Annotated in this window: 18 protein-coding genes; 6 read left to right on the top strand and 12 right to left on the bottom strand. The window is 69.6% G+C overall.

Going from position 1 to position 22,259, the window contains the following annotated elements; all coding sequences use genetic code 11:
* Nucleotides 1-8: 8 nt before the first annotated feature.
* The 8 genes from H0B54_RS09010 to H0B54_RS08975 all read right to left on the bottom strand — a co-directional run bounded on the left by H0B54_RS09010 (nucleotide 9) and on the right by H0B54_RS08975 (nucleotide 9,659).
* Complete coding sequence (locus tag H0B54_RS09010) at nucleotides 9-1,079, bottom strand: AI-2E family transporter (RefSeq protein WP_188260014.1); 1,071 nt, start codon at nucleotides 1,077-1,079, stop codon at nucleotides 9-11.
* Nucleotides 1,080-1,304: 225 nt separating this feature from the next.
* Nucleotides 1,305-2,702, bottom strand: coding sequence for an ATP-binding protein (locus H0B54_RS09005; RefSeq protein WP_188260013.1), 1,398 nt, complete (start codon nucleotides 2,700-2,702; stop codon nucleotides 1,305-1,307).
* Between the two features lie 43 nt (nucleotides 2,703-2,745).
* A complete protein-coding gene (locus tag H0B54_RS09000; protein WP_188260079.1) occupies nucleotides 2,746-3,423 on the bottom strand; it encodes a winged helix-turn-helix domain-containing protein in 678 nt (225 codons plus the stop codon).
* A 174-nt stretch (nucleotides 3,424-3,597) separates the two neighbouring features.
* The gene (locus H0B54_RS08995) at nucleotides 3,598-5,148 is read right to left on the bottom strand and encodes a DegQ family serine endoprotease (protein ID WP_188260012.1); all 1,551 of its coding nucleotides are present in this window, start codon (nucleotides 5,146-5,148) and stop codon (nucleotides 3,598-3,600) included.
* Between the two features lie 122 nt (nucleotides 5,149-5,270).
* The gene (locus H0B54_RS08990) at nucleotides 5,271-5,732 is read right to left on the bottom strand and encodes a tetratricopeptide repeat protein (protein ID WP_246472416.1); all 462 of its coding nucleotides are present in this window, start codon (nucleotides 5,730-5,732) and stop codon (nucleotides 5,271-5,273) included.
* A gap of 283 nt (nucleotides 5,733-6,015) precedes the next feature.
* Nucleotides 6,016-8,160, bottom strand: coding sequence for an elongation factor G (gene fusA, locus H0B54_RS08985; RefSeq protein WP_188260010.1), 2,145 nt, complete (start codon nucleotides 8,158-8,160; stop codon nucleotides 6,016-6,018).
* Nucleotides 8,161-8,389: 229 nt separating this feature from the next.
* A complete protein-coding gene (locus tag H0B54_RS08980) occupies nucleotides 8,390-8,737 on the bottom strand; it encodes a RidA family protein (protein ID WP_094302939.1) in 348 nt (115 codons plus the stop codon).
* Between the two features lie 112 nt (nucleotides 8,738-8,849).
* Entirely contained in the window at nucleotides 8,850-9,659 is an 810-nt protein-coding gene (locus H0B54_RS08975; RefSeq protein ID WP_246472415.1) for a trypsin-like serine peptidase, read from the bottom strand.
* A gap of 21 nt (nucleotides 9,660-9,680) precedes the next feature.
* Between H0B54_RS08975 and H0B54_RS08970 the strand changes: the two genes are divergently transcribed.
* From H0B54_RS08970 to H0B54_RS08955, 4 genes are all read left to right on the top strand, one after another.
* Nucleotides 9,681-11,912, top strand: coding sequence for a DNA topoisomerase (locus H0B54_RS08970; protein WP_246472414.1), 2,232 nt, complete (start codon nucleotides 9,681-9,683; stop codon nucleotides 11,910-11,912).
* Between the two features lie 183 nt (nucleotides 11,913-12,095).
* Nucleotides 12,096-12,542: a hypothetical protein gene (locus H0B54_RS08965; RefSeq protein ID WP_188260007.1), complete on the top strand. Its 447-nt coding sequence runs from the start codon at nucleotides 12,096-12,098 to the stop codon at nucleotides 12,540-12,542.
* A 90-nt stretch (nucleotides 12,543-12,632) separates the two neighbouring features.
* The gene (locus H0B54_RS08960; protein ID WP_094302942.1) at nucleotides 12,633-12,983 is read left to right on the top strand and encodes a hypothetical protein; all 351 of its coding nucleotides are present in this window, start codon (nucleotides 12,633-12,635) and stop codon (nucleotides 12,981-12,983) included.
* 102 nt (nucleotides 12,984-13,085) lie between these two features.
* Nucleotides 13,086-13,925 carry a hypothetical protein gene (locus tag H0B54_RS08955; RefSeq protein WP_188260006.1) on the top strand — a complete coding sequence of 280 codons (840 nt, stop codon included), beginning with the start codon at nucleotides 13,086-13,088 and terminating at the stop codon, nucleotides 13,923-13,925.
* Nucleotides 13,926-13,990: 65 nt separating this feature from the next.
* On the opposite strand, the gene H0B54_RS08950 is transcribed toward H0B54_RS08955, so the two are convergent.
* On the bottom strand, nucleotides 13,991-16,642 hold the full coding sequence (locus H0B54_RS08950; RefSeq protein WP_188260005.1) for a glycosyltransferase: 2,652 nt from the start codon (nucleotides 16,640-16,642) through the stop codon (nucleotides 13,991-13,993).
* 192 nt (nucleotides 16,643-16,834) lie between these two features.
* Here H0B54_RS08950 and H0B54_RS08945 point away from each other — a divergent pair, with 192 nt between their 5' ends.
* Together H0B54_RS08945 and H0B54_RS08940 are read left to right on the top strand one after the other, a co-directional pair.
* Nucleotides 16,835-17,098, top strand: a complete 264-nt coding sequence (locus H0B54_RS08945) for a hypothetical protein (protein ID WP_188260004.1) — start codon at nucleotides 16,835-16,837, stop codon at nucleotides 17,096-17,098.
* 24 nt (nucleotides 17,099-17,122) lie between these two features.
* Nucleotides 17,123-17,344 carry a hypothetical protein gene (locus tag H0B54_RS08940; RefSeq protein ID WP_188260003.1) on the top strand — a complete coding sequence of 74 codons (222 nt, stop codon included), beginning with the start codon at nucleotides 17,123-17,125 and terminating at the stop codon, nucleotides 17,342-17,344.
* A 4-nt stretch (nucleotides 17,345-17,348) separates the two neighbouring features.
* Here H0B54_RS08940 and H0B54_RS08935 read toward each other — a convergent pair whose 3' ends face one another.
* The 3 genes from H0B54_RS08935 to H0B54_RS08925 form a co-directional block, all read right to left on the bottom strand.
* Entirely contained in the window at nucleotides 17,349-18,137 is a 789-nt protein-coding gene (locus H0B54_RS08935) for a Fe-S cluster assembly protein HesB (RefSeq protein ID WP_188260002.1), read from the bottom strand.
* Nucleotides 18,134-18,673 (bottom strand): hypothetical protein, encoded by a 540-nt coding sequence (locus tag H0B54_RS08930; RefSeq protein WP_188260001.1) that lies wholly within the window; start codon nucleotides 18,671-18,673, stop codon nucleotides 18,134-18,136. The genes H0B54_RS08935 and H0B54_RS08930 overlap by 4 nt, the downstream gene beginning before the upstream one ends.
* 108 nt (nucleotides 18,674-18,781) lie before the next feature.
* Nucleotides 18,782-22,165 (bottom strand): DEAD/DEAH box helicase, encoded by a 3,384-nt coding sequence (locus H0B54_RS08925; protein ID WP_188260000.1) that lies wholly within the window; start codon nucleotides 22,163-22,165, stop codon nucleotides 18,782-18,784.
* Between the last annotated feature and the right edge of the window lie 94 nt (nucleotides 22,166-22,259).

The following is a 22,259-nucleotide window of genomic DNA, read 5'->3' as shown; positions in this document are numbered from 1 at the left end:
GCCCTGCCTTACGCCTTGTCCTCGCTGGGGAAGTGCCGCCCCTCCCCCAGCTTGTCCTCGATGTAGAGCATGTTGACCAGCACCAGCATCACGACCGCGAAGGGCGTCGCCAGGAACATGCCCATCAGCCCGAACAGCACGCCCCCCGCCGCGATGGCCGCGATGGTGATGACGGGGGGCAGGTCCACCACCTTCTTCTGCATCAGCGGCATGACGACGTTGCCCTCGACCTGCTGGATCGTCAGGTAGAGCAGCGCCACCCACAGCGCGTCCTGCGGGGATTGGGCGAAGCCGATGAGAAGCGCCGGGACCGCCGCCAGGAACGGGCCGATCAGCGGAACGAACTCCAGGAGCGCGGCCAGCAGGCCCAGCGCCGGAGCGCTCGGGATGCCCAGCAGAAGCAGGCCCGCGGTGGTCAGCACGCCGACGATGGCCATGGCCGAAAGCTGCCCGATCAGCCACTTCCACAGCGAGTCCCCCATCACGTCCATGACCTCCCGCGCGCGCTCATGGCCGCGCGGCGGCACCAGCAGGATGACGCCGCGCCGGTAGACGCCGGGCGAGGCCGCCAGATAGATGGCCGTGAACATCACCACCAGCAGATCCCCCAGAAAGAACATCACGCTGGACGCGACCGTCTGCAGCCGGTTCAGCCAGGAGGAGGCGTCCCGCCCTTGCTCCATGATCTGGTCGCGCAGCGAGCCGGGAAGCTGCTGCACGGCCCCGCTGATCTGCTGGGAGAACTGGTCGAACTGGCTCACCACCGACTGGCCCATCAGGAAGCCGCCACCGACCAGCAGCCCCGCCAGCAGCAGCAGCACGACGCCGAGCGACCAGCCCTGCGGCAGCCCGGTGTAGCGCCGCACCAGCCCGGCCATGCGCTGGAACAGGATCGCCATAAGCACGCCGGCGAAGACCAGCAGCAGCGCGTCCGCCACCCGCCAGGCCAGGAACAGCGCTCCCAGAACGCCCGCGGCGATCAGCACCTTCCAGGTGAACAGCTTCAATTCGGTCGTGGTGTTCCGCCCGGCGGTCGCCGGCTTCCCGACTTGAATGGGAGCCTGTCTGGTCGCGTCCATCGTGTCTTCCCGCCGTGTTGCCACCGGCATGCCGGTCCGATGACAAACGCCGTCCGCAGGAAAGTGTTGCACCGCCACCCGGCTAGCACCTTCGTGCTAATACACTTATCCGAATGCGCGCGGATGGTTGGCGCCCCATATCATGCCTGACGCCAAGGAGTCATTCTCGCTGATGTCACCTCAAAAGCCCGCCGGAAACGGCGGGCTCTTTTCTTGTGGGGAGCGTCAACCAGCGTCCGGCGGGAAGACGATGCCGACCCGCAGCCCAGGTTCGTTGTCGTCCAACCGCAGCGACGCGTCGTGCAGCCGCGCCACCGCGTCCACGAGGCTCAGGCCCAGCCCGTTCCCCGGCGAAGCCCGCGCGGCGTCCAGCCGGACGAAGCGCTCCAGCACCTTCTCCCGCATGCCGGCGGGGATGCCCGGACCGTTGTCGGCCACGGTGATGCGGGCGGCCTGCCCCGGCTCGGCGCCCTCCAGCAGCAGCGCGATGCACCCGCCCTCCGGCGTGTATTTGATGGCGTTGTCGAGCAGGTTCGACACCGCCTGGGCCAGCAGTTGCTCGTTGCCGCGCACCGTCGGCTCCGCCCGGATGTCGGTGACCAGGGTCAGGCCCTTCTCCTCCGCCACCGGTTCGTAGAGATCGGCGGCCAGTCGGACCACGTCGGCCAGCCGCACCGGTTCCAGCGCCTTTCGGTTGGCCCCGGATTCCGCCTCGGCGATGGAGAGCAGCGCGGTGAAGGTGGCGAGCAGCCGGTCGGCCTCCAGGATCGTGTCCTGCAGCACGCCGCGGTAGACCTCCGGGTCGTTGGTCTCGCGGATCAGCGCCAGCTCGACGCGGGCGCGCAGGCGCGACAGCGGCGTGCGCAGGTCGTGCGCCACGCTCTCGGTCACCTGCCGCATGCCGGTCATCAGCCGCTCGATCTGGTCCAGCATGGCGTTCAGGTTGCCGGCCAGCCGGTCGATCTCGTCGCCGCCGCCGCCGCGCGGGACGCGGCCCGACAGGTCGCCGGCCATGATGCGATGGGTGGTGCGGTTGATCGCCTCGATCCGGTGCATGGCGCCGCGCGCCAACAGCAGACCGCCGCCCAGCCCCAGCACCACCGTCACCACGAAGACCCAGCGCAGCGACACGACCATGCGCCCGCGGAGCTGGTCCAGTTCGCTCATGTCGCGCCCCACCAGCAGGCGGAACTGGCCGGGCAGGACGAAGCTGACCGCCATCGCGGTGGAGGGCCGGTTGTTCACCCCGCCATAGTCGGAAATCTTGAAGTGGGTCCAGCCGCCCGGTCCCGCCGTGGCGTCGGGCCATCCCGACAGGTTGCCCGCCAGAATGACGCCGCCCGGCGTGGTCAGCAGATAGATGGAGTTGGTGTGCGAATAACCGCTGCGCTCGCGCACGGAATCGACCAGCCCGCGCAGGCCGGCGCTGCGGTACTGGTCCTGAAGCCCGGCGACCTCCAACGCGATGGTGGCGCCGATCTCTTCTTCCAGAAAACCCGCGGTGGAGCGGTAGACGACGGCCAGGATCACCCCGACCGAGATGACGAACAGGCCCAGATACAACAGGGCCAGCCGGAACGGCGTGGTGCGCAGAAGGCGCAGTGTGGGAATGGCCGCCTTCACGTTCTCCCGCCCGCCACCGTTCCCGGCGCCATCGCGAGCACCGTCATTGCGGCGTTCGCAGGCTGTAGCCGGCGCCGCGCACCGTGTGGATCAGCGGCGTCGGGAAATCCTTGTCGATCTTCTGGCGCAGGCGGGCGATGTGCACGTCGATGACGTTGGTCTGCGGGTCGAAGTGATAGTCCCACACATTCTCCAGCATCATGGTGCGGGTCACCACGCTGCCGGCGTTGCGCATCAGATACTCCAGCAGGGCGAACTCCCGCGGCAGAAGGTCGATGGACTTGCCGGCCCGCCGGACGGTGCGCGACAGCAGGTCCAACTCCAGGTCGCCGACCGCCAGACGGGTCTGCGGCTGGGCGGCGCTGCGGCGGCGGACCAGCACCTCGATCCGGGCGAGCAGTTCGGAGAAGGCGAAGGGCTTGGTCAGGTAATCGTCGCCGCCGGCCTTCAGCCCCTTCACCCGGTCGTCCACGCTGCCGAGCGCGGAGAGGAACAGCACCGGCGTGTCGTTGCCGGTGGCGCGCAGGATCTCGACCAGCGACAGCCCGTCGCGGCCCGGCAGCATGCGGTCGACGATCATGACGTCATAATGCTCGGAGCCGGCCAGGAACAGCCCCTCCTTGCCGTCGTTGGCGACGTCCACGACGTGCCCAGCCTCCTTCAGCCCCTTGGCGAGGTAGGAAGCGGCCTGTTGGTCGTCTTCGATGACGAGGACTTTCATGAGCATGAGTCTACCTCATCCTTCCGACCGTCAAAAGACGAATGCCTCGCCCCTCCGGGGACAGAAGGCCAAACGAAAACAAGGGGGAGGATGCCTGCGGAGCGGGGGCTCGCACCGCGGACATCCTCCGCCCCATCACCGGCGGCGGGAGAGAGGCGCCGGTGTTCTCCAGCGTCACGCCTTGCCGAGCTTCAGCGGGACGAAGCTCTCGTTGCCGCCGCGGTTGACCAGCAGCAGGACCGCCTTGCGGCCGTCCTTCTCGGCCTCGTGCAGACTCTTGGTCACCTCCGCGGGGGAGGTCACGCTGTGGTCTCCGACCTTGACGATCACGTCGCCCGGGCGGACGGGCAGGTCACCGGCCTGCGGCGACACCGAGGTGACGACCACGCCCTTGACACCCTCGCCCAAGCCGAGGCGGCTGCGGGCGGCGCCGTCCAGCGGGGCCAGCTTCAGCCCCTTGACGGTCTCCACCGCGCTCTCGGTGGCGGGGCCGGTCCCCTCCGCGGCTGCCACGCGCTGCTCGGCGGGCAGCGGCGCGATGTGGGCGGTCAGGGTCGTCTCCTTGCCCTTGCGGACCACGGTCATGTCCACCGTGTCGCCGGCCTTGGTGTCGGCCACCCGGCGGGTCAGGTCGCGCAGGGTGTTCACCGGCTTGCCGCCATAGGCCAGGATCACGTCGCCCTGACGCACGCCGGCCTTGGCGGCGGGGCTGTCCGGGGTCACCTCGGCGACCAGGGCGCCCTTGGGCTGGGACAGGCCGACCGACTCGGCGATCTCCGGCGAGATCTCCTGGATCTTCACGCCCAGCCAACCGCGCTCGACATGGCCGTTCTCCCTCAATTGGGCGACGACCTGCTTGGCGATGTTGGAGGGAATGGCGAAGCCGATGCCGACCGAGCCGCCGTTGGGCGAATAGATGGCGGTGTTGATGCCGATCACCCGCCCGTCCAGGGTGAAGGTCGGGCCGCCCGAGTTGCCGCGGTTGATGGCGGCGTCGAGCTGGAGATAGTCGTCGTAGGGGCCGCTGTGGATGTCGCGCCCGCGAGCCGAGATGATGCCCTTGGTCACCGTGCCGCCCAGCCCGAAGGGGTTGCCGACCGCCATCACCCAGTCGCCGACGCGGGCGGCGTCGCTGTCGCCCCAGTCCAGCGCGGGCAGCGCCTTGTCGGACTTCACCTTCAGCAGGGCGATGTCGGTCTTGGCGTCGCGGCCGACCAGCGTCGCGGGCAGCTCCGTCCCGTCCTGAAGCGTGACCTTGATCTCGTCGGCGCCGTCGATGACGTGGTTGTTGGTCACCACATAGCCGGCCGCGTCGATGATGAAGCCGGAGCCGAGCGAGCCGACCTTGCCGCGCGGCTGGCCCTCGGACTCGTCATCCGGACCGCCGCCCGGACCGCCGTTTTGGCCGAACTGATCCTGGAACTGGCGGAAGAACTCCTCGAAGGGCGACCCCGGCGGGAAGCCGGGCAAGCGCGGGTTGCCGCGCTCGGCCTTGGCCTGCTGGGTGGTGGAGACGTTCACCACGGCGGGCGACACCTTGGCCGCCAGATCGGCGAAGCTGCCCGGCGTGCCTTGAGTCAGGACGCTTTCGGCGGCGGCGGCGGTGGCATGGTTGGCGATCAGGAACGGACCGGTCAGCACCGTAGTGCCGAGGAGGACGGCGGCGATGGTACGCCGCACCCGGCTCGACCGCGGGGCGCGTCCGGCGTTGGCGGGGGTGGACATCGGTTGCTCTCCGTGACTGGCATGCGTTGTTCGTTGCCCTCAAAGTAGCGGGCGCCGAGTCACGGGGGGCTTGCAGGCGGATTAAAAGATTTTCAGAGAGGGAATATTAAGTCACGTCTCGATTACAGCGCCGATCCGGCCATGCGCAGGCGGATGTTGGCGGCCTGCTGGCGGACGCGGTCGAGGTGCGGGTTGATGGCCAGGGCGGCGTCGAAAGCGCGCAACGCGCCCGCCGGCTGGTCGATCGCGAGATAGACGAGGCCCAGCCCGGCCAGCGCCCCGAAGTGCCGCGGCTCCAGCGCCAGAACGCGGCGGATGTCGCGCACCGCGGCGTCGTAATCGCCCAGCATGTATTCGGCGTTGGCCCGCTTGTTCCAGCCTTCGGCGTAAGTCGGATCGGCGGCGACCACCTGATCGAAGGCGGCCAGCGCTTCGCCGTAGCGGTCGGCGTTCAGGCTCTGCACGCCGTGGTGCATCAGCACGATCAGGTCGTCGTTGGGGTGCTCCAGCCAGACGTCCCAGATGCGGTCCTCGACCGCCTCCGCTGCGACCGCGTCGTCGGCGGTCTGCAGATCCTGGAACAAGCCACCGAGTCGCGCGTCCTCCTGCCCTGCCCAAGCCCACGAACCGGGGCCGGAAGCGCCGAGGAGCAGAAGGGCCAGGAAGGCCACGGGCAAGAAGATTCGCTGGGTCATTCCCAAAAACTGGGATGCGTCACCTGCCAGCAACACTGATCCGAAAGGCGTATCGCCGCAAGAAGAATCCCTCATCCCGCCGGGGTGGCTCCGGCAAAGTTCCCGCCGGACAAAGAAAAAGGGCCGGCGAATCGCTTCGCCGGCCCCCGTTCCCGAATGCAGCAGCCCGGTATCAGGCGGCCTTGTTGCTGCGGCCCGCCACGATCTCGTCGGTGACGTTGCGCGGCACCGGCTCGTAGTGGCTGAACTCCATCGAGTAGGACGCGCGGCCCGAGGTCATGCCACGGAGCTGGCCGATGTAGCCGAACATCTCGTTCAGCGGCACATGGGCCTCCACGGCGATGTTGGTGCCACGCTCGAGCTGGCCCAGCACCGTGCCGCGGCGGCGGTTCACGTCGCCGATGACGTCGCCCAGGTAATCGTCCGGGGTGACGACCTCGACCTTCATGACCGGCTCGAGCAGGATCGGGCCGGCCTGCTTGAGGGCCTCACGGAAGCAAGCCTTGGCGGCGATTTCGAACGTCAGGGCGTTCGAGTCGACGTCGTGGTACTTGCCGTCCACCAGGCGGGCGCTGAAGTCGACAGTCGGATAGGAGGCGAGCACGCCCTCTTCCTTCTGCATCTCCAGACCCTTCTGGACCGACGGGACGTACTCGCGCGGCACCGTGCCACCGACCGTCTCGTCCTTGAACACGAAGCCTTCGCCACGCTCCAGCGGCGCGAAGATGATCTTGACTTCGGCGAACTGGCCCGAACCGCCGGTCTGCTTCTTGTGGGTGTAGGTGTACTCGACCGGCTTGGTGATCGTCTCGCGGTAGGCGACCTGGGGCTTGCCCATGTTGCCTTCCACGCCGAACTCCGTGCGCAGGCGGTCCAGCGTCACTTCCAGGTGCAGCTCGCCCATGCCGCGCAGGATGGTCTGGCCGGTTTCACGGTCGGTCTCCAGACGCAGCGACGGGTCCGCGCGAACCATCTTGCCCAGCGCGATGGAGAACTTCTCCTGCTCGCCCTTGGTCTTCGGCTCGACCGAGACGCTGATGACGGGGTCGGGGAAGCGCATGCGCTCCAGGATCACCGGCGCCGAGGCGTCGCAGAGCGTGTCACCGGTGTCCGTCTCCTGCAGGGAGACGAGCGCGATGATGTCGCCGGCGCGGGCTTCCTCGATCGGGTTGGCCTGGGCGGCGAACATCTCGACCATGCGGCCGATCTTCTCGCGCTTGCCGCGGGTCGTGTTCAGGACCGACATGCCCTTGGTCAGCACGCCCGAATAGACGCGGACGAAGGTCAGCGAGCCGTAGGTGTCGTTCAGCACCTTGAAGGCCAGCGCCGAGAAGGGCGCGTCGTCGGAGCTGAGACGCTCGCCGTTCGGGTTGCCGTCCTCGTCCACCGTCTTGATGGCCTCGACGTCCGTCGGTGCCGGCAGGAAGTCGACGACCGCGTCCAGGACCTGCTGCACGCCCTTGTTCTTGTAGGACGAGCCGCAGAGGACCGGGGTGAAGGTGCTGGTGATCGTGCCCTTGCGGATGCAGGCGCGCAGGACCTCCGGCGAGGGCTCCTCACCGGACTCCAGGTAGGCCTCCATCGCGGCCTCGTCCATCTCCAGAGCGGTGTCGACCAGCTCGGTGCGGAGCGCCGGGATGCTCTCGATGTTGTCGAGGTCTTCCTTGACGGTCAGGTTCAGCTTCTGGGCCAGATCGTCGGTGATCTCCCAGATCTCCCACTTGGAGTCCTTGTCGTCGGAGAACCAGACGTAGGCCTTCATCTCGATCAGGTCGACCATGCCGCGGAAGTTGTCTTCCGAGCCCAGCGGAACCTGCAGGCAGAGCGGACGGGCGCCCAGGCGGGTCTTGATCATGTCGACGCAACGACGGAAGTTCGCACCCGAACGGTCCATCTTGTTGACGTAGCACATGCGCGGGACGTTGTAGTTGTCCGCGAGGCGCCAGTTGGTCTCGGACTGCGGCTCAACGCCGGCGACGCCGTCGAACACCACGACCGCGCCGTCGAGCACGCGGAGCGAGCGGTTCACCTCGATGGTGAAGTCCACGTGGCCCGGGGTGTCGATGACGTTGATCTTCTTGCCGCGCCAGAAGGCCGAGACGGCAGCCGACTGAATCGTGATGCCGCGCTTCTGCTCCTGCTCCATGTAGTCGGTCGTCGTCGAGGACTTCAGGTCCTTCGTCTCGTGCACGTCGATGATCGTGTGCTTACGACCGGTGTAGTACAGAATGCGCTCGGTGGTCGTCGTCTTGCCGGCATCGACGTGGGCGATGATGCCGATGTTCCGGATGTCAGAAAGAGGCGTTTGGCGCGGCATGTTGCGAATCCATTACTGTAACGCAGCTATCGAAGCGCAACGACGGTCGTCCGCTCCGGCGGCAGAGGTTGGTCGGGGTTTTACGGATGATCTGTTAAGGCGTGATTAACGTTCTGTAAATCCGGAAGGTCAAGCCTTCCGGATTTTTTCGAAGCACGCGGCCCTCACAGTCTGGTGGGCCACGCCGGCAAACCCCAACCGAGGGAGCCGGGTCGCCCCGTTACGCAGCTTATTTGGCCGCGGTCACCTGAATTTCAACGAGATACTCCGGCGCGGCGAGCTTCGCTTCCACCGTGGCGCGGGCGGGCGGGTTGGCCGTATCGACCCAGGCTTCCCACGCCTTGTTCATCGCGCCGAAGCTGGCCATGTCCGTCAGATAGATCGTGGCGGACAGCAGCTTGCTCTTGTCGGAGCCGCCCTCGGCCAGCAGGGCGTCGATCTGGCCCAGGATCTGGCGGGTCTGCGTCTCCACGTCCGGAGTCGGATCGTTGGCCACCTGGCCGGCCAGATAGACCGTGTCCTTGTGGATGACCATCTGGCTCATGCGCGGTCCGGAATGGAAGCGCTGGATCGACATCGGTACGGCTCCGGTTACGGGGTCTTGAACGCGCGTACGTCTATGCGATTCACGTCCAGGGGCCTAGCAAAAAATGAGGCGTCACCGCTCAAAGCTGCCCCGCGCCCGTGCATCACCGCAAAGAAGGCGTATTTCCCTCCACCGCGGCCACGAAAGCGGCGCTCGGCACGGCGATGTTGCGGGGATTGGGACCGCTGACCGCGGCCACCGCGATGCCGGCGACCGCCCAGCCCTCCCCCGCCCCGTCCTCGCCCCCATCCCCGCTGGGCGTGCGCACCAGCAGCGCCGCTCCGCTCACCCCGCGCGTCCCGTCGCAGTCGTGGACCAGCAGCGGCCCACGGTCGGTGTCGTTGATGCCGCGCGCCGCGCAGCCGGTGTCGGCGGTGACGAGGTGCGCCTTGTCCTGGCTGTAGCCGCCGAGCATCAGCGGCGTGCCGGCGTCCGGCGGGACTCGGGCGAGCGGCAGCGGCGGCATCCCCTCCGGCGCGTCGCCGTCCAGAGTCAGCACCGCCCAGTCGCCGACCAGCCCGTCCAGCCGCCGCTTGGTGTCGTAGGGGCCGCCGGTCTCCAGCGCGGCGACGGCGCGGTGCTGCCGGTACTCCCCGCGCTCGTAGCCGAACAGGACGTGCAGGGAGGAGGCCGGCAGGAAACGCTGCGCCCGGTTGAGCAGGCAGTGGGCGGCGGTGACCACCCGGCGCGGCGCCACCAGCACGCCGGTGCAGCGCGCGCCGAGATTGCTCTGCACCTTGACGAGGCTGTTCCACGGCGCATGGCTGGCGTCCACCACCACCCGCCGGTCCTTCTCCCCGATCCCCGGCAGCAGCGGATTCTGCGCCATGGCCGGCAGTGCGGCTACGAGAAGCGGCACGACGATCAGGAATCCGCTCCGAATGGCCTTCAAGTGTTCTTGATACGTTTTCATGTTCGTCTTACCATGGCGGCCATGGCCACGCTCATCATCACGGAAAAATCCAGTCAGGCAAAGGACCTGCGCGCCGCGCTGGGGGATCGCTACGGGCGCATCCTGCCGGCCGAGGGACACCTGCTGCGGCTGGCCGAACCGGACGAGGTGAACCCGGACTGGAAGCGCTGGTCGCCCACCCTGCTGAAGCCGGACGGACTCTACCCGACCCGGCCGGACAGCGGCGGTAACAAAACGGCGAAGCTGGCGGCGATCAAGGCGGCGCTGAAGGGCTGCGATCAGGTCATCCTCGCCACCGACTGCGACCGCGAAGGGCAGCTGATCGGCCAGGAGATCCTGGAGCATCTGGGCTTTCGCGGGCGGGTGCAGCGCGCCCTGTTCACCGCCCAGGACCCCAAGACGATCCGCGACGCCTTCGCGAAGCTGAAGCCGAACACCGAGCTTCGCCCGCTCTACGAGGCGGCGGTGGCGCGCCAGCAGGCCGACCAGATCTTCAACCTCTCCCTGACCCGCACGGCGACGAAGACGCTGCTGGCGCCGGGGACGCGGGGCGTGATCGGCATCGGGCGGGTAAAGACGCCGACCCTGTCCATCGTCTGCCTGCGCGAGTTGGAGATCCGCAACTTCAAGCCGGAGGATTATTTCGAGGTCGTGGCGACGGCCACCGCCGCGGGCGGCTCCTTCCTGATGCGCCACGCCCCGCCGCCGAAGGACCGCATCAAGGACCGCGCCCGCGCCGAGGCCATCGCCCGTGCCGCGGATGGCCATGGCGGCCCGCTGTCGGTGACGGTGGAGGACCGGCGGCAGGCCCCGCCGAAGCTCTACGACCTGCCCGCGCTGCAGAAGACCTGCGGCCAGCGCTGGGGCTGGACCGCCGACCGCACGCTGGAGGTCGCGCAGGAGCTTTACGACGGCGAGGGCAAGAAGCTCATCACCTACCCGCGCGCCGAGGCGCGCTACCTGTCGGAGAACCAGATCGCCGACGTTCCGGCGATCACCGGGGCGCTGACCCGGCTGCGCGGCTTCGCCCACCTGGACATTTCCCGCCCGGTGATCCGCCGCGGCAAGTCCGGTCATTTCTGCGACAAGGCGCTGGAGGGCGTGTCGCACCACGCCATCGTGCCCAACGTCAACGTGCTGGACGATCTGGAAAGCCGGCTGAACCGCCTGACCGACGACGAGAAGCGGCTCTACGCGCTGATCTGCCGCTCCTACCTCGCCGCCGTCATGCCCGACTACGAGTACCGGCAGACCACCGTCCTGATGAACGTTCCCGTCGAGGGCAAACCGGTGGTCTTCCGCGCGGTCGGGCGCATCCCCCTGAAACTCGGCTGGAAGGCGGCCTTCGGCTCCGCCGAGACGGACGGCAAGCCCGACGAGAAGGAGGAGGAGCAGACCCTCCCCCCGCTGGCCGACGGCGAGCCGGCCCGCCTGTCCGAGCCACGGGTGGAGGCCAAGCGGACCCAGGCGCCGCCGCGCTACAACGAGGGCACGCTGGTCGACGCCATGCAGAACGCCTGGCGCTTCGTCGAGGACCCGGCGCTGCGCGACCGGCTGAAGGAGGCCAAGGGCATCGGCACCCCGGCCACCCGCGCCGAGATCATCAAGGGCCTGCGGCGGCAGAATCTGCTGGGAGCCGACGGCAAATGGCTGGTGCCCACACCCGCCGGGCTGCAGTTGTTCGAGACGCTGCGCGGCGCCGCCCCCACCCTGGTCGATCCCGGCACCACCGCCCTGTGGGAAATGCGGCTGGACGAGGTGGTGGTCGGACGCGCCGATTTCCGCAGCGTCATCGACGGCATCGCCGACGAGGCCGGGCGTCTGATCGGGGTGCTGGTCGGCAACCGGGGGCCGGCGGTGGATCTCGGCGTCCGCGGCGGTCCGATCCGCGCTGGGCGGGGCGTCGGGCGGCGACGCTCGACCAGCCCGCGCGCTGCCGGTGCAGCGCCGCGCACGCGCACGCGCAAGGCGGCGGTCGCCGCGGTCGGGATGGACGGCGAAGCGCCGAAGAAGCCCCGCCGCAGCCGCAAGGGGAAGGCCGCGCCGGAGGTCCCCGACTCGATCGCTCCGGTGGCCGACGCCGCCCCGCCGGCACCCGCCGCACCGTCGAGTGGGGCACGGCGCAAGGCACCGACGGACAAGATGGTCGCCTTCGCCCGCAGCCTCGCCGACCACAAGGGTGTGGAGTTGCCGGACACGGTGCTCCAGGACTTCGATTCCTGCCGCCGGTTCCTGGACCAACACGCGCGCTGAGCGTCGGCTTGCCCCACCCCGGCCCTCCCCCGCTGTCGCAGGGGAAGGTTAGGGAAGGGGCCACAGTTTTCCAAACATCTCCAAATCACCCCCGACTGTGGCCCAGGCCACAGCGGCGGGGGCGGCATCCGCCTACCCTCTCCTCCACGGACATCGCCCCACACCCCGGAGGAGACCCCGCCCATGCGCCGCCTGACCCTGATCGTCGCCGCTGCCGCCACGCTGCTCGCTGCCCCGGCTTTCGCCAACGACCTCAAGACTGGCGGCGTGCCGGTCAATCCGATGATGATGCAGCCGGGCTTCGGCAGCCCCTTCGCCGCGGCGCCCTCCCTCTCCAGCACCAACGTCGGCATCGCGACAAATCTCGCCGCGGGGATCGGCAACAAGGCCAAGCAAAACGTGTTCGCCATGCAGCAGGGCACCGGCGGGTCGCTGGTGAACACCAACGTCGGCGTCGCCACCAACGTCGCCGCCGGCATCGGCAACAAGGCCAAACAGAACGTCACCGGCGTCACCTTCGGCTTCGGCAAGGGCGGCCTGCTGGACACCAACGTCGGGGTGACGACCAACGTCGGCGCCGGCATCGGCAACACCGCCGGACAGAATCTGTTCGGTCTTAAGGCCCAGTGATCCGCCCCGCAGGGCGCCGTCGGGCATCACTTCAAACGGCCTTTGCCCGGCGGTGCCCGTTTCCGGATTCCTCATTGGAGGACTGCCGTCATGCTTCGCTTCGCCCTGCCGGTCTTCGGTACGCTCGCCGCCATCCTGGTCCTGGCCGGAACCCCGCAGACCGCCGCCGCCGAAAATCTCGCCTGCCAAACGGTCAACGGGAAGACGGTGTGCAGCCGCGGCTCGGGCTCGCTGTCGTGCCAGACGGTCAACGACCGGACCACCTGCGTGACCGGACCGGGCGCGCTGACCTGCGAAACCGTCAACGGCCACACCGTCTGCCGCCGCGGCCCGTCGCAGCCCGACCTGAAGCCGATGCCCATGCCGCCGCTGCCCCCGCAGGCCATCCCAATGCCCGACCATCCCTTCGGCAAGAACTTCCCTTTTGAGGAAGAGGCGTAAAGCCCGGCGGCACAAAACACGGCACCTGTGGCCCGCCTCACAGCGGCGCCCCGCTCGGCCGCCTTAGGATCAGCGCACACCGCCGAACAGAGGAGCCCCGCCATGGTCCGCACCCGCCGCTTCGCGCCGCTGCTTTCCGGCCTCGCCGCCCTGGCGCTGCTGGGCGGAACCGCCGCCGCCCAGGACGCCGGCGGTTTCTCCGTCAACCCGCAACTGGGCGCGGCGGTCGGCATGTCGATGGGGATGGGCATGGGAATGCCGCCGCTGCTGCCGCGCCAGCCCGTCTTCGTCAACGCCGCCCAGCGCGGTGCGCCTCCGGGGGCGACGGTGACCAACCCCAACGTCAGCCGGCAGGCCAAGCACCAGCAGGCCATCGCCAAGATCCGTGGCGACGCCGGCTTCCTGGGCGGCTTCAACAAGGGCCAGGCGCTGGCCGCCAGCCGCCAGCCGCCGCCGGAACCCATCGTGCCGTCCTTCACCTTCATCGACGCGCCCTTCATCGTGAACAACTTCGACAGCTCGCTGGCCCTGTCCTTCGGCGACAGCAACGTGACGGAGCAGTTCATCATCCAGGGTGCGGACGGGTCGGCCGGCGGTGGCGGTGGTGGCGTCGCTGGTGGTGGTGTCGCAGAGCAGGCTGCCCCGCAGGCCTCCGCCGGTCAGGCGCCCGCACCGGTCCAAGCCGCCCCTCCGGTGCCGGCCAAGGCTCCGGCGCCAAAGCCCCAGCCGGGCGTGACCACCGGCAACGGCGGTCCGCCGCCCGACGGCTTCTTCGACCCGGTGATGAGCAACTTCGGTCCGCTGCCGCATCTGCCCGCGGCCCTGGCCAGCGGCGGCATCCAGTTCAACAACGTCGGCAGCGCCTTCAACGCCGCCATGGGCCAGGGCAACGTCGCCTCCCAGCAAATCACCAGCATCCAGGGCAAGAAAGGCAAGCGCTGAGCCCTCGACAAAGAAAAGCCCCCTTGCCGGCGGCAAGGGGGCTTTCTCCGTTCAAGGTTGCAAGGTTACGCGGCGACCGGCTCGTTGGCGGCCTTGACCTGCGCGGCGGCGGGCTGGGCCACGCCCTGCGGGGCGGGCAGCGGCGCCGGGCGCGGGGTGCCGGCGGGCAGCATGTCGCCGATCGCGAGGCCCACGGCCATCAGGTTGGGCACGGCCATTGCCATCAGCAGGATCGCCCACAGCTCCAGCGACAGGGTGCCCAGCGGGTTGGCGAACCACGCGGTCACCGCGGAGACCAGCAGTGCGCCCGACAGCCAAGCTTCCGGCTTGGCGCAGAAGGCGCCCTGGGTCCGCTTGCCGCCCTTGGCGGTAACGCGGAAGGCGTCGCGCTTGCGGACCACGCCGCGGAGCGCAGCCAGCGCCACCGTGGTGGACAGCGCCATGCCCACGGCGCAGGCCCCGAAGCTCTCCTTCCACGAGTTGCCGGAGGCGTAGCGCGAGGCCAGCAGGCTCGACCCGGCGCGCAGGATCAGGGCACCCAGCACCGCGGCGGTGGCCTGGACCGGCGGCAGGTGCAGCGGCAGGACCAGCGACGCGAAGGTCCAGGTGACCGCCGCACCGGCGGCCAGCACGCCCACCGCGTCGGACCACCAGCGCGCCCAGTTGGTCAGGTAGCCGATCTTCTGGCCGACCGTCAGCTCCGTGGCGCCGGGCAGGAACTTCCGCCAGTGGGCGCGCAGGATCTGGGTCGAACCGAAGACCCAGCGGTCGCGCTGCTTGCGGAACTGCATGAAGTTATCGGGGGCGAGGCCCTGGCCCAGCCGCTCGTCGGTGTAGGCGGCGCGGTAGCCGGCCGACAGGATGCGGATGCCCAGCTCGGTGTCCTCGCAGATGCCCTCTTCCGACCAGCCGCCGACCTGCTCCATGGCGGAGCGGCGCAGCATGATCATCGTGCCGTGGCAGACGAAGGCCTGGGAGGTCAGACCCTCCTGCATGCCGACGTCGAAGAAGGGGCGGTACTCGGCGGTCATGGCGGCCTTCAGCGGCGTCTCATGACCGTCGCGGTGCTCCTGCGGGGCCTGGACGATGCCGACACGCGGGTCGGCGAAGGTCGGGGCCAGCTTGTTCAGCCAGTCCGGCTCGACCGTGTAGTCGGCGTCGAGCACGGCGACGATCTCGGCCCGCGGGTCGGTGTGGCGCAGCGCGGCGTTCAGCGCGCCGGCCTTGAAGCCGCTGATCTTCTTGTACCAGTGGAACTTGAACTTCGGACCCAGCTCCGCGCACAGCTCCTCGACCGGGCGGACCAGCGCCTCGTCCTCGGTGTTGTTGATGAGGACGACGACCTCGTAGTCCGGGTAGTCGACGCGGGCCAGCGAGGTCAGCGTGGCGGCCAGCACGTCCGGCTGCTCGCGGCAGGCGGCGATGTGCACCGACACCATCGGCTTGTGCTCCGGCACCGCGGGAACCCGCGGCAGCAGGGCCGGGGCGCGGCCGGTGAACAGGCGGCGGGCCACCTCGGTCAGGTCGGCGAAGGCCACCGACATCATCAGCGCGCCCAGCAGGAAGGCGGAGCCCCAGGTGGTCGCGGCGCCGAAGGTGAAGTATTCGGCGTAGGCGCCGGCGACGGCGGACCCGACGCCGAAGCCGACGATGTTGGCGCCCACCGACGCGGCCAGCGCGTAGGTCATGTTGGTGCGGCGGCGGAAGGCGGCGAAGGCCGACAGGGCGAGGCCGAGGGCCAGCGCCACGGCGGCGCCCGCACGGTCGCCCCAGGGGGCCGGGACGTCGCCGGCCAGCGGCCATTTCGGCGCGCGGTCGGCGTCGAGCACGCCCCAGGTCGGGCCGGGCGAGCCTTCGATGCTGGACTTCCACACGCCGTCGAACGCCTCGACCACGTTGTAGTCGATGCCGAGCATCCCCGCCTCGGCGGCGAAGTTGCGGACGACGAAGGCCTGGGCCTGCGGCGTCGGATAGGCGTCGTGGAAGTTCTCGCCGCCCGACGGCCAGCCCACCTCGCCCACGAACAGCGGCTTGCCCGGATGCGCCTTGCGCACGGTGTCCAGCCGGTCGCGGATCCAGGTCAGAGCGTTCTCCACGGGCACGCCTTCCCAGTAGGGCAGGACGTGGACGCCCATGTAGTCCGAGGCCGCGATGGTCTCCTTCGCCTTGACGATCTCCGACCACACGTCGGCGGTGCCGACCTTGATGTGCTTCGGCACGCCGGCGCGGACGCGGCGGATGTAGGAGGCCAGCTCCGCGTCGGTCAGCTCGGCGCGCAGCAGCGTCTCGTTGCCGACCACGACGCGCTCGATGCCGCGCACGGTGCGGGACAGCACGATGGCGCGGGCGACCTCGCGCTCGTTGCGGGCCTTGTCGTCGCTCAGCCAGACGCCCAGCGTGACGTCCAGGCCATGCTTGGCCGCGATGGCCGGCACGTCGCCCTGGGAGCCCAGCGTGGAATAGGTGCGCACACCGTCGGCGAAGCCGGCGATGGCGGTCATGTCGCGGTCCAGTTCCACCGCATCGACCACCGGCTGGTGGTTCGGGTCGTAGCTGCGGCCCGACGGGGAGTAGGAGACGGATTCGATGCGACCCGGCACGGCGTCCACAGGAGTGGGCGCGTTGCGCCAGGACCAGAAGGACGCGTGGCCGGCAGTCACGGCGAGCATCGCCGCGGCCAAGGCCGCAGACCGGATCGAACGCTTCGGGTTGCTCATGTGGGGATTTCGCAAGCCTGGGTAGGATGGGTGGCGGGCGCCACCGGACACACAGACGAACGTGCGCTGCAAAAAACTATTCCCGCGCCCGCGTCGAATTTTTTACGGGTGACTGCCCGGATTACCAAATTGGGAACGGCCGCCGTCCCGCTCCTGTTGGCATCACCAACCGCAACGACGGGAGACGACGAAATGACCGGCAAAAAGGTCGATGTGACCGCGCTGGAGGAAACGATGGACGAGGTGGTCGAAACCCTCGACCTCGCCGAGCAGGCCGCCGGCTATGTCTGGAAGGAAAGCAGCGACCCCATGGACCAGGCCCGCGCCGCCGCCGTGCAGAAGCAGGCCGAAGCCATGCTCGACGCCGCCGAGCAGGCCGCGACGGGAGAACGCTCGCAGCGCAGCAACCCCTCCCCCCTGCCGGGCATGCGCCGCCCGCCCTCCCTCATCAATTGACGATCATTCGGCAAGGAGACATTCATGACCGGCAAGCATGAACAGAGTCCCGAGCACCGCAAAGCCCACGATCTCGCTGAAGAGGCTATAGAGACGGCGGCCCAGGGCGATACGCGCAAGGCCAAGAGCTTGGCGGACGAAGCGAAATCCATCGACCCGAAGATCGATCAGGAGATGGCGCGCGAACTGCAAGACGACCGCCGTCAGGCCGAAAACTACAAGGGGAAGGCAGGCGAGGCCCCCTGACTCCTTATCCCCGGCTATCCTGGGGCGGTGGCCCACCCGCCATCCGCCCCTGCCCCTCCGGGCACAGTTCCAGCAGGACACACCGCTCACAGGCCGGGTTGCGGTAGAAGCAGACCCGCTGCCCGTGCAGCATCATCACCTCGTGATGGTCGTAGATCTGCTGGGCCGTCCACTCCGGGGGAAGACGTGCCTCCAGGACGGTGTGCGACGGACCGACCGCCACGCTGGGCGGGATCAGCCCTGTGCGCACGGCGACGCGGTGGTGGTGACTGTCCACCGGCAGAGCGGGACGGCGCAGGCTGCTGAAGCTCATCACCGCGGCGCTGGTCTTCGGGCCGACGCCGGGAAGCCCCTGCAGCCAGGCCCGGGCCTCCGGCACCGTCATCTCCGTCAGGAAATCCAGGGAAAGCTCGCCGCGCAGCTCGGTGATCCGCCGGAGGATCGCCTGGATGCGCGGCGCCTTCTGCTCCGGCCACGTCACCCCGGCGATGACCGCTTCCACCTCCGCCGGATCGGCGTCGCGGACGGCCGCCCAATCCTCCCCCCAGCGCGTCCGCAAGGCGCGGAAGGCCGCACCGGACGCCGCGTTGCGCGTGCGGTGCGACAGCAGCGAGGACACCAGCTCGCTGAGCGGGTCGAGCGCGCGGAAATAGGCGATCGGACAACCGAAGATCAGACAGAGCCGGCGGTGGATCTCCAGCAGCTTCTCGTCCGGCAAAGCCGAGGCGGACGAACCTGGGGGCGACAGCGCGAAGGACGCCTGCTCATCGTTGGCCTTGAGGCGGCGCCTCACGGGGCCGTCACACCGCCGGACCGGCCGCCCTCCGGAAGCATCAGCCCCTCATCCGCCGCCATGGCGCGGGCGCGAGGGTCGGCCTGCACGGCGCGGGCGGTGTCGCGGGCGCGCTCCTGGACGCGGCGAAAGGCACGAAGCAGGGCCTGGGCCTCCGCCCGCTCCTGCTCGTCGCGTCGCGACTCCGCGGCTTCCGATGCGGCGATCTTGCCGGCGGTGGACCGCTGCGTCTCGCTGTACCCGAACAGACCCGGCTCCCAGCGCTTCAGATTGGCGTAGGCCAAGGCGCGGGCGCTGCTGTCCAGCCCCTGCCCCTCTTCCCAGGCGGCACGGGCGGCGCGCAACTCGTCGGCCAGCACCCGCTGGGGCGGGCGCGGCGGTGGTGGTGGTGGCTGGTGCAGCCGGGTGCGTGCCGCCCTCAGGGCGGCCACGCGGTCCGGATCGTCACGCCAACGGCGGGCGTCCGCGGCGGCGTCGCGCCACGCGCCGATGAGCCGTTCCGGATCGGGTGCGGTGTCCCGCTTCGTCGATGCCATGGCCCTCCCCGTTGCAAGGGAAACGAACGCAGTGCTTTCGTCATCAAGGATCTATGCCACGGGCGGGCGAAGGCCAGACCGGGAAGGGCGGTAATCCCGAGGGTTTGGTCAGTCCGCCGCCTTACCCAGCAGATAGTCGATGTCCCCGCCTTCAAGTGCACTGATGAGACCGGTGCCCTCGATGGTTGCGTCGGACAGGTTGCCTTTGCGCCGTTGCAAGTCGAGGATGCGCTCCTCCACCGTGTCGGCGGCGATCAGCTTGTAGACGAAGACCGGCTTGTCCTGCCCGATTCGGTAGGCACGGTCGGTCGCCTGGTCCTCGGCCGCCGGGTTCCACCACGGATCGTAGTGGATCACCGTGTCCGCCGCCGTCAGGTTCAGGCCGCGCCCGCCCGCCTTCAGGCTGATAAGGAAGACCGGAACCTCGCGGGCCTGGAAGCGGTTCACCGGCTCCGCGCGGTCCAGCGTGCGCCCGGTCAGCTCGACATAGCCGATCTTCGCCTCCTCCAGCCGCAGCTTGATGAGGTCGAGCATGGTGGTGAACTGCGAGAAGATCAGGATGCGCCGGCCTTCCGGCACCATCTCCAGCACCATGTCGGTCAGCGCGTCGAGCTTGGCGGTCTCCTTCACCTTGCCGGCGGCGGGGATCTTGACCAGACGCGGGTCGCAGCAGACCTGACGCAGCTTCAGGAGCGCGTCGATGATGGTGATGGCGTTGCGCGACACGCCGCTGACCGCCAGCGCCGCCCGCACCGTCTCGTTCACCGACAGGCGGATGGTCTCGTAGAGGTCGCGCTGCGCCGGCTCCAGATCGATGCGCACCACCACCTCGGTCTTCGGCGGCAGCTCCTTCGCCACGGCCTCTTTGGTGCGGCGCAGCAGGAAGGGGCGGATGCGGCGCATCAGCTGCTTGGCGCGGGTGCCGTCGGCGCGCTTCTCGATGGGTGTGCGGTAGCGGCGCCCGAACTCCTTGCGGTCGCCGAGCAGGCCGGGCATCAGGAAGGCGAACTGGCTCCACAGCTCGCCGAGATTGTTCTCCACCGGCGTGCCGGACAGGCAGAGCCGGTTGCGCGCGTTGAGCGCGCAGACGGCGCGGGTCGCCTTGCTGTCGGGATTCTTGATGGCCTGCGCCTCGTCGAGGATCAGCATGTGCCAGTCCCGGCGCTTCAGCACCTCGACGTCGCGGCCGACCACGCCGTAGGTGGTCACCACGATGTGAGCGCGGTCGAGGTCGCCCAGCTTCTCGTGCCGGTCCAGACCGTGCAGGACGACCACCCGCAGGTGCGGCGTGAAGCGCTGCGCCTCGGCCACCCAGTTGGGAACGAGGCTGGTCGGCACGACGACGAGGCAGGGGTCGGTCAGCCGCCCCTCCTTCTCCTCCATGGCGATGTGGGCCAGCGTCTGGGCGGTCTTGCCCAGGCCCATGTCGTCGGCCAGGATGCCGGCCACCCGGTTGGCGCGCAGCCCCTGCATCCAGGCCAGACCGACGCGCTGGTAGTCGCGCAGCGTGCCCTGGAAGCCCGGCGGCGGGTCCATCTCCGCCGGCATCTCCTGCTCCTGGATGGTGCGCAGGTAGCGGTCGATCTGGCCGGTGTCCTCGGTGCGGCGGGCGATCAGGTCGTCGATGTCCAGAAGGCCGTCGGCCTCGGTCAGCGGCACCTTCAGCGTGTCGTCCAACCGCCGCCCGCTGTCCAGCATGGATTCCAGGACGCTCAGCAGCCGCTCGACCCGCTCCGCCGGCAGGGCCAGCACGTTGCCGTCGTCCAGCACCAGATGGGCGCGCCCGTCGATGACGCGGGTCGCCTCCATGCCGCCGCGCTCGATCAGGGTCGCCAGGATGGGCAGCAGGGCACGGCGCTCCCCGTCGATCTCCACGCCGACGTCGAGGTCGAACCAGCCGTCGCCGGAGTCGCGCACGGCGACCGCCACCTCCTCGTTGGCCTCGACGACGCGGGTGCCGAAGTCGGCGCCGATCTCGACGCTCCAGCCGTCCTTGCGCAGGGCCGGCACCTCGGTGGTCAGGAAGGCCGACCAGCGCTCGTCGGCGTCCTTGCCGGTCAGCCAGTGGACGCGGGTGCCGCGGGCGTTCAACTGGCCCTTGGGCGGCTCGATCCGCGCCTGGGCGAAGCCGAAGGCCGCCAGACGGTCCAGCGCGCCCTGCTCCAGCGCCTTGTCGCGGCGGACGAAGACCGCCCCGGCGGGCTCCTCGACGCGGGCGAACTGGCGCTGGTCGTCGGGCTCGATCTCCGAGGGCGAGTCGTCCTCGCCATAGTCGAAGGCCAGCCGCAGCACGTCCACCAGACCGCCGTCCGGCGACACCACCCGGCCCAGCCGGGCGACGACGCGGGGGTCGCGCTCGACGATGGTCGCGGCGGGGTCGGAGCCCATGCGCACGCCGCCGGGCATGCCCGCGGCGAAGGCGGAGGCCGCCGGGAAGTCCGGGCGCTCGGGCGCTGATCGCGCCGGTACGGTCCGGGCGGATGCCTTCAGGGGCGCCGCCTTCGCGGCAGCCGCCTTGGCGGGGGGCGGAGCGACCGCGGCCTTGGGCTTCGGCACCTCGACGACCTGCAACTCGACGGGACAGACGGTGCCGGCCTTCGGATCGACGCACCAGTAGCCCAGCCCCTTGATCAGCGCGGCGCCGGGCGGCAGGCCGGTCGGGCGCAGCTTGCGCGTCGCCGGGTCGCGGAAGGCGCGGATGGTCATCCCCGCCCCTTCCGCCAGCACCGTGCCGCCGCGCCAGCGCAGCCGCCCGCAGCCGAGCAGCCGGCGCAGGATGCGGTCCACCACGTCGCCGCGGCTCTTGGCGACCGGCGTGCGCACCACCCCGCCGCCGCCGAGCATCCGGGCGATGGCGCGGTCCACGTCGCCGTCCAGGCTGCGCGGCGCGCGGGCCAGCACGTCGCGCGGGCTGGCCGGGGTGGAGACGTCGTCGCCCTCCCCCGCTCCTTCCACCGCGATGACGGCGGAGACGAACATAGCGGCGTCGTCCTTCCCCGGCTCCAGGGTCCAGCGGACGCTGAGCACTGGATCGGGCGGAGGCGGCGGTGAGGGCGGCGGGGACGCCGGTTCAACAATCGGCGACGGCGCGGAGACCGGGTCGGGAACCGCCTGGAGCGCGGGTTGTGACACGGCCGGCGGTGCGTCGAACAGGGACATCTGCCGCCCCTCCGGACGGGCGTCCAGCGTCATCAGCGCCGCCGCGGCCATGTGCGCGCAGGTGTTGCGCCCGCAGGTGCAGCTCTTGTCGAAGACCACCCGGCTGCGCCCGCGCACCGGGACGACGGTCACCGACAGCGTCCGGCCGAGGTCGGCCACCGTGGCGGCGATCCGGCCCTCCGCCTCCAGCAGCGTCACCGCCCCGGTCAGGATGAGCGTGCGCCCGCGCTGCAGCGTCTTCGCATCGAAGACGCGCGCCAGATCCTCCTGCGAAAAGGAGACTGTCGCGCTGGCGGTGGCAGCGGCGCGTGGAAGGGAGCCGAACAGCGACATGGGCTGGAAAGGATACCGGAAAAACAGAACGGGTCAGGAACGGGGGCGTCGGTATAAGCCCACACCATGCCCCGTCGCAAGCCCGCTCTCAACC

The sequence above is a fragment of the Azospirillum tabaci genome, assembly GCF_014596085.1.
GTDB classification, from domain to species: Bacteria; Pseudomonadota; Alphaproteobacteria; order Azospirillales; family Azospirillaceae; genus Azospirillum; species Azospirillum tabaci.
This window is presented reverse-complemented; position numbering and strand designations above follow the sequence as displayed.

Bases quoted from the DNA above. Each gene is read 5' to 3' on its own strand.
- H0B54_RS08970 (WP_246472414.1), top strand. From the start codon at position 9,681: ATGGCCACGCTCATCATCACGGAAAAATCCAGTCAGGCAAAGGACCTG.
- fusA (WP_188260010.1), bottom strand. From the start codon at position 8,160: ATGCCGCGCCAAACGCCTCTTTCTGACATCCGGAACATCGGCATCATC.
- H0B54_RS09010 (WP_188260014.1), bottom strand. From the start codon at position 1,079: ATGGACGCGACCAGACAGGCTCCCATTCAAGTCGGGAAGCCGGCGACC.
- H0B54_RS08980 (WP_094302939.1), bottom strand. From the start codon at position 8,737: ATGTCGATCCAGCGCTTCCATTCCGGACCGCGCATGAGCCAGATGGTC.
- H0B54_RS08950 (WP_188260005.1), bottom strand. From the start codon at position 16,642: ATGAGCAACCCGAAGCGTTCGATCCGGTCTGCGGCCTTGGCCGCGGCG.
- H0B54_RS08940 (WP_188260003.1), top strand. From the start codon at position 17,123: ATGACCGGCAAGCATGAACAGAGTCCCGAGCACCGCAAAGCCCACGAT.
- H0B54_RS09000 (WP_188260079.1), bottom strand. From the start codon at position 3,423: ATGAAAGTCCTCGTCATCGAAGACGACCAACAGGCCGCTTCCTACCTC.
- H0B54_RS08945 (WP_188260004.1), top strand. From the start codon at position 16,835: ATGACCGGCAAAAAGGTCGATGTGACCGCGCTGGAGGAAACGATGGAC.
- H0B54_RS08955 (WP_188260006.1), top strand. From the start codon at position 13,086: ATGGTCCGCACCCGCCGCTTCGCGCCGCTGCTTTCCGGCCTCGCCGCC.
- H0B54_RS08995 (WP_188260012.1), bottom strand. From the start codon at position 5,148: ATGTCCACCCCCGCCAACGCCGGACGCGCCCCGCGGTCGAGCCGGGTG.
- H0B54_RS08960 (WP_094302942.1), top strand. From the start codon at position 12,633: ATGCTTCGCTTCGCCCTGCCGGTCTTCGGTACGCTCGCCGCCATCCTG.
- H0B54_RS08965 (WP_188260007.1), top strand. From the start codon at position 12,096: ATGCGCCGCCTGACCCTGATCGTCGCCGCTGCCGCCACGCTGCTCGCT.
- H0B54_RS08925 (WP_188260000.1), bottom strand. From the start codon at position 22,165: ATGTCGCTGTTCGGCTCCCTTCCACGCGCCGCTGCCACCGCCAGCGCG.
- H0B54_RS08930 (WP_188260001.1), bottom strand. From the start codon at position 18,673: ATGGCATCGACGAAGCGGGACACCGCACCCGATCCGGAACGGCTCATC.
- H0B54_RS08975 (WP_246472415.1), bottom strand. From the start codon at position 9,659: ATGAAAACGTATCAAGAACACTTGAAGGCCATTCGGAGCGGATTCCTG.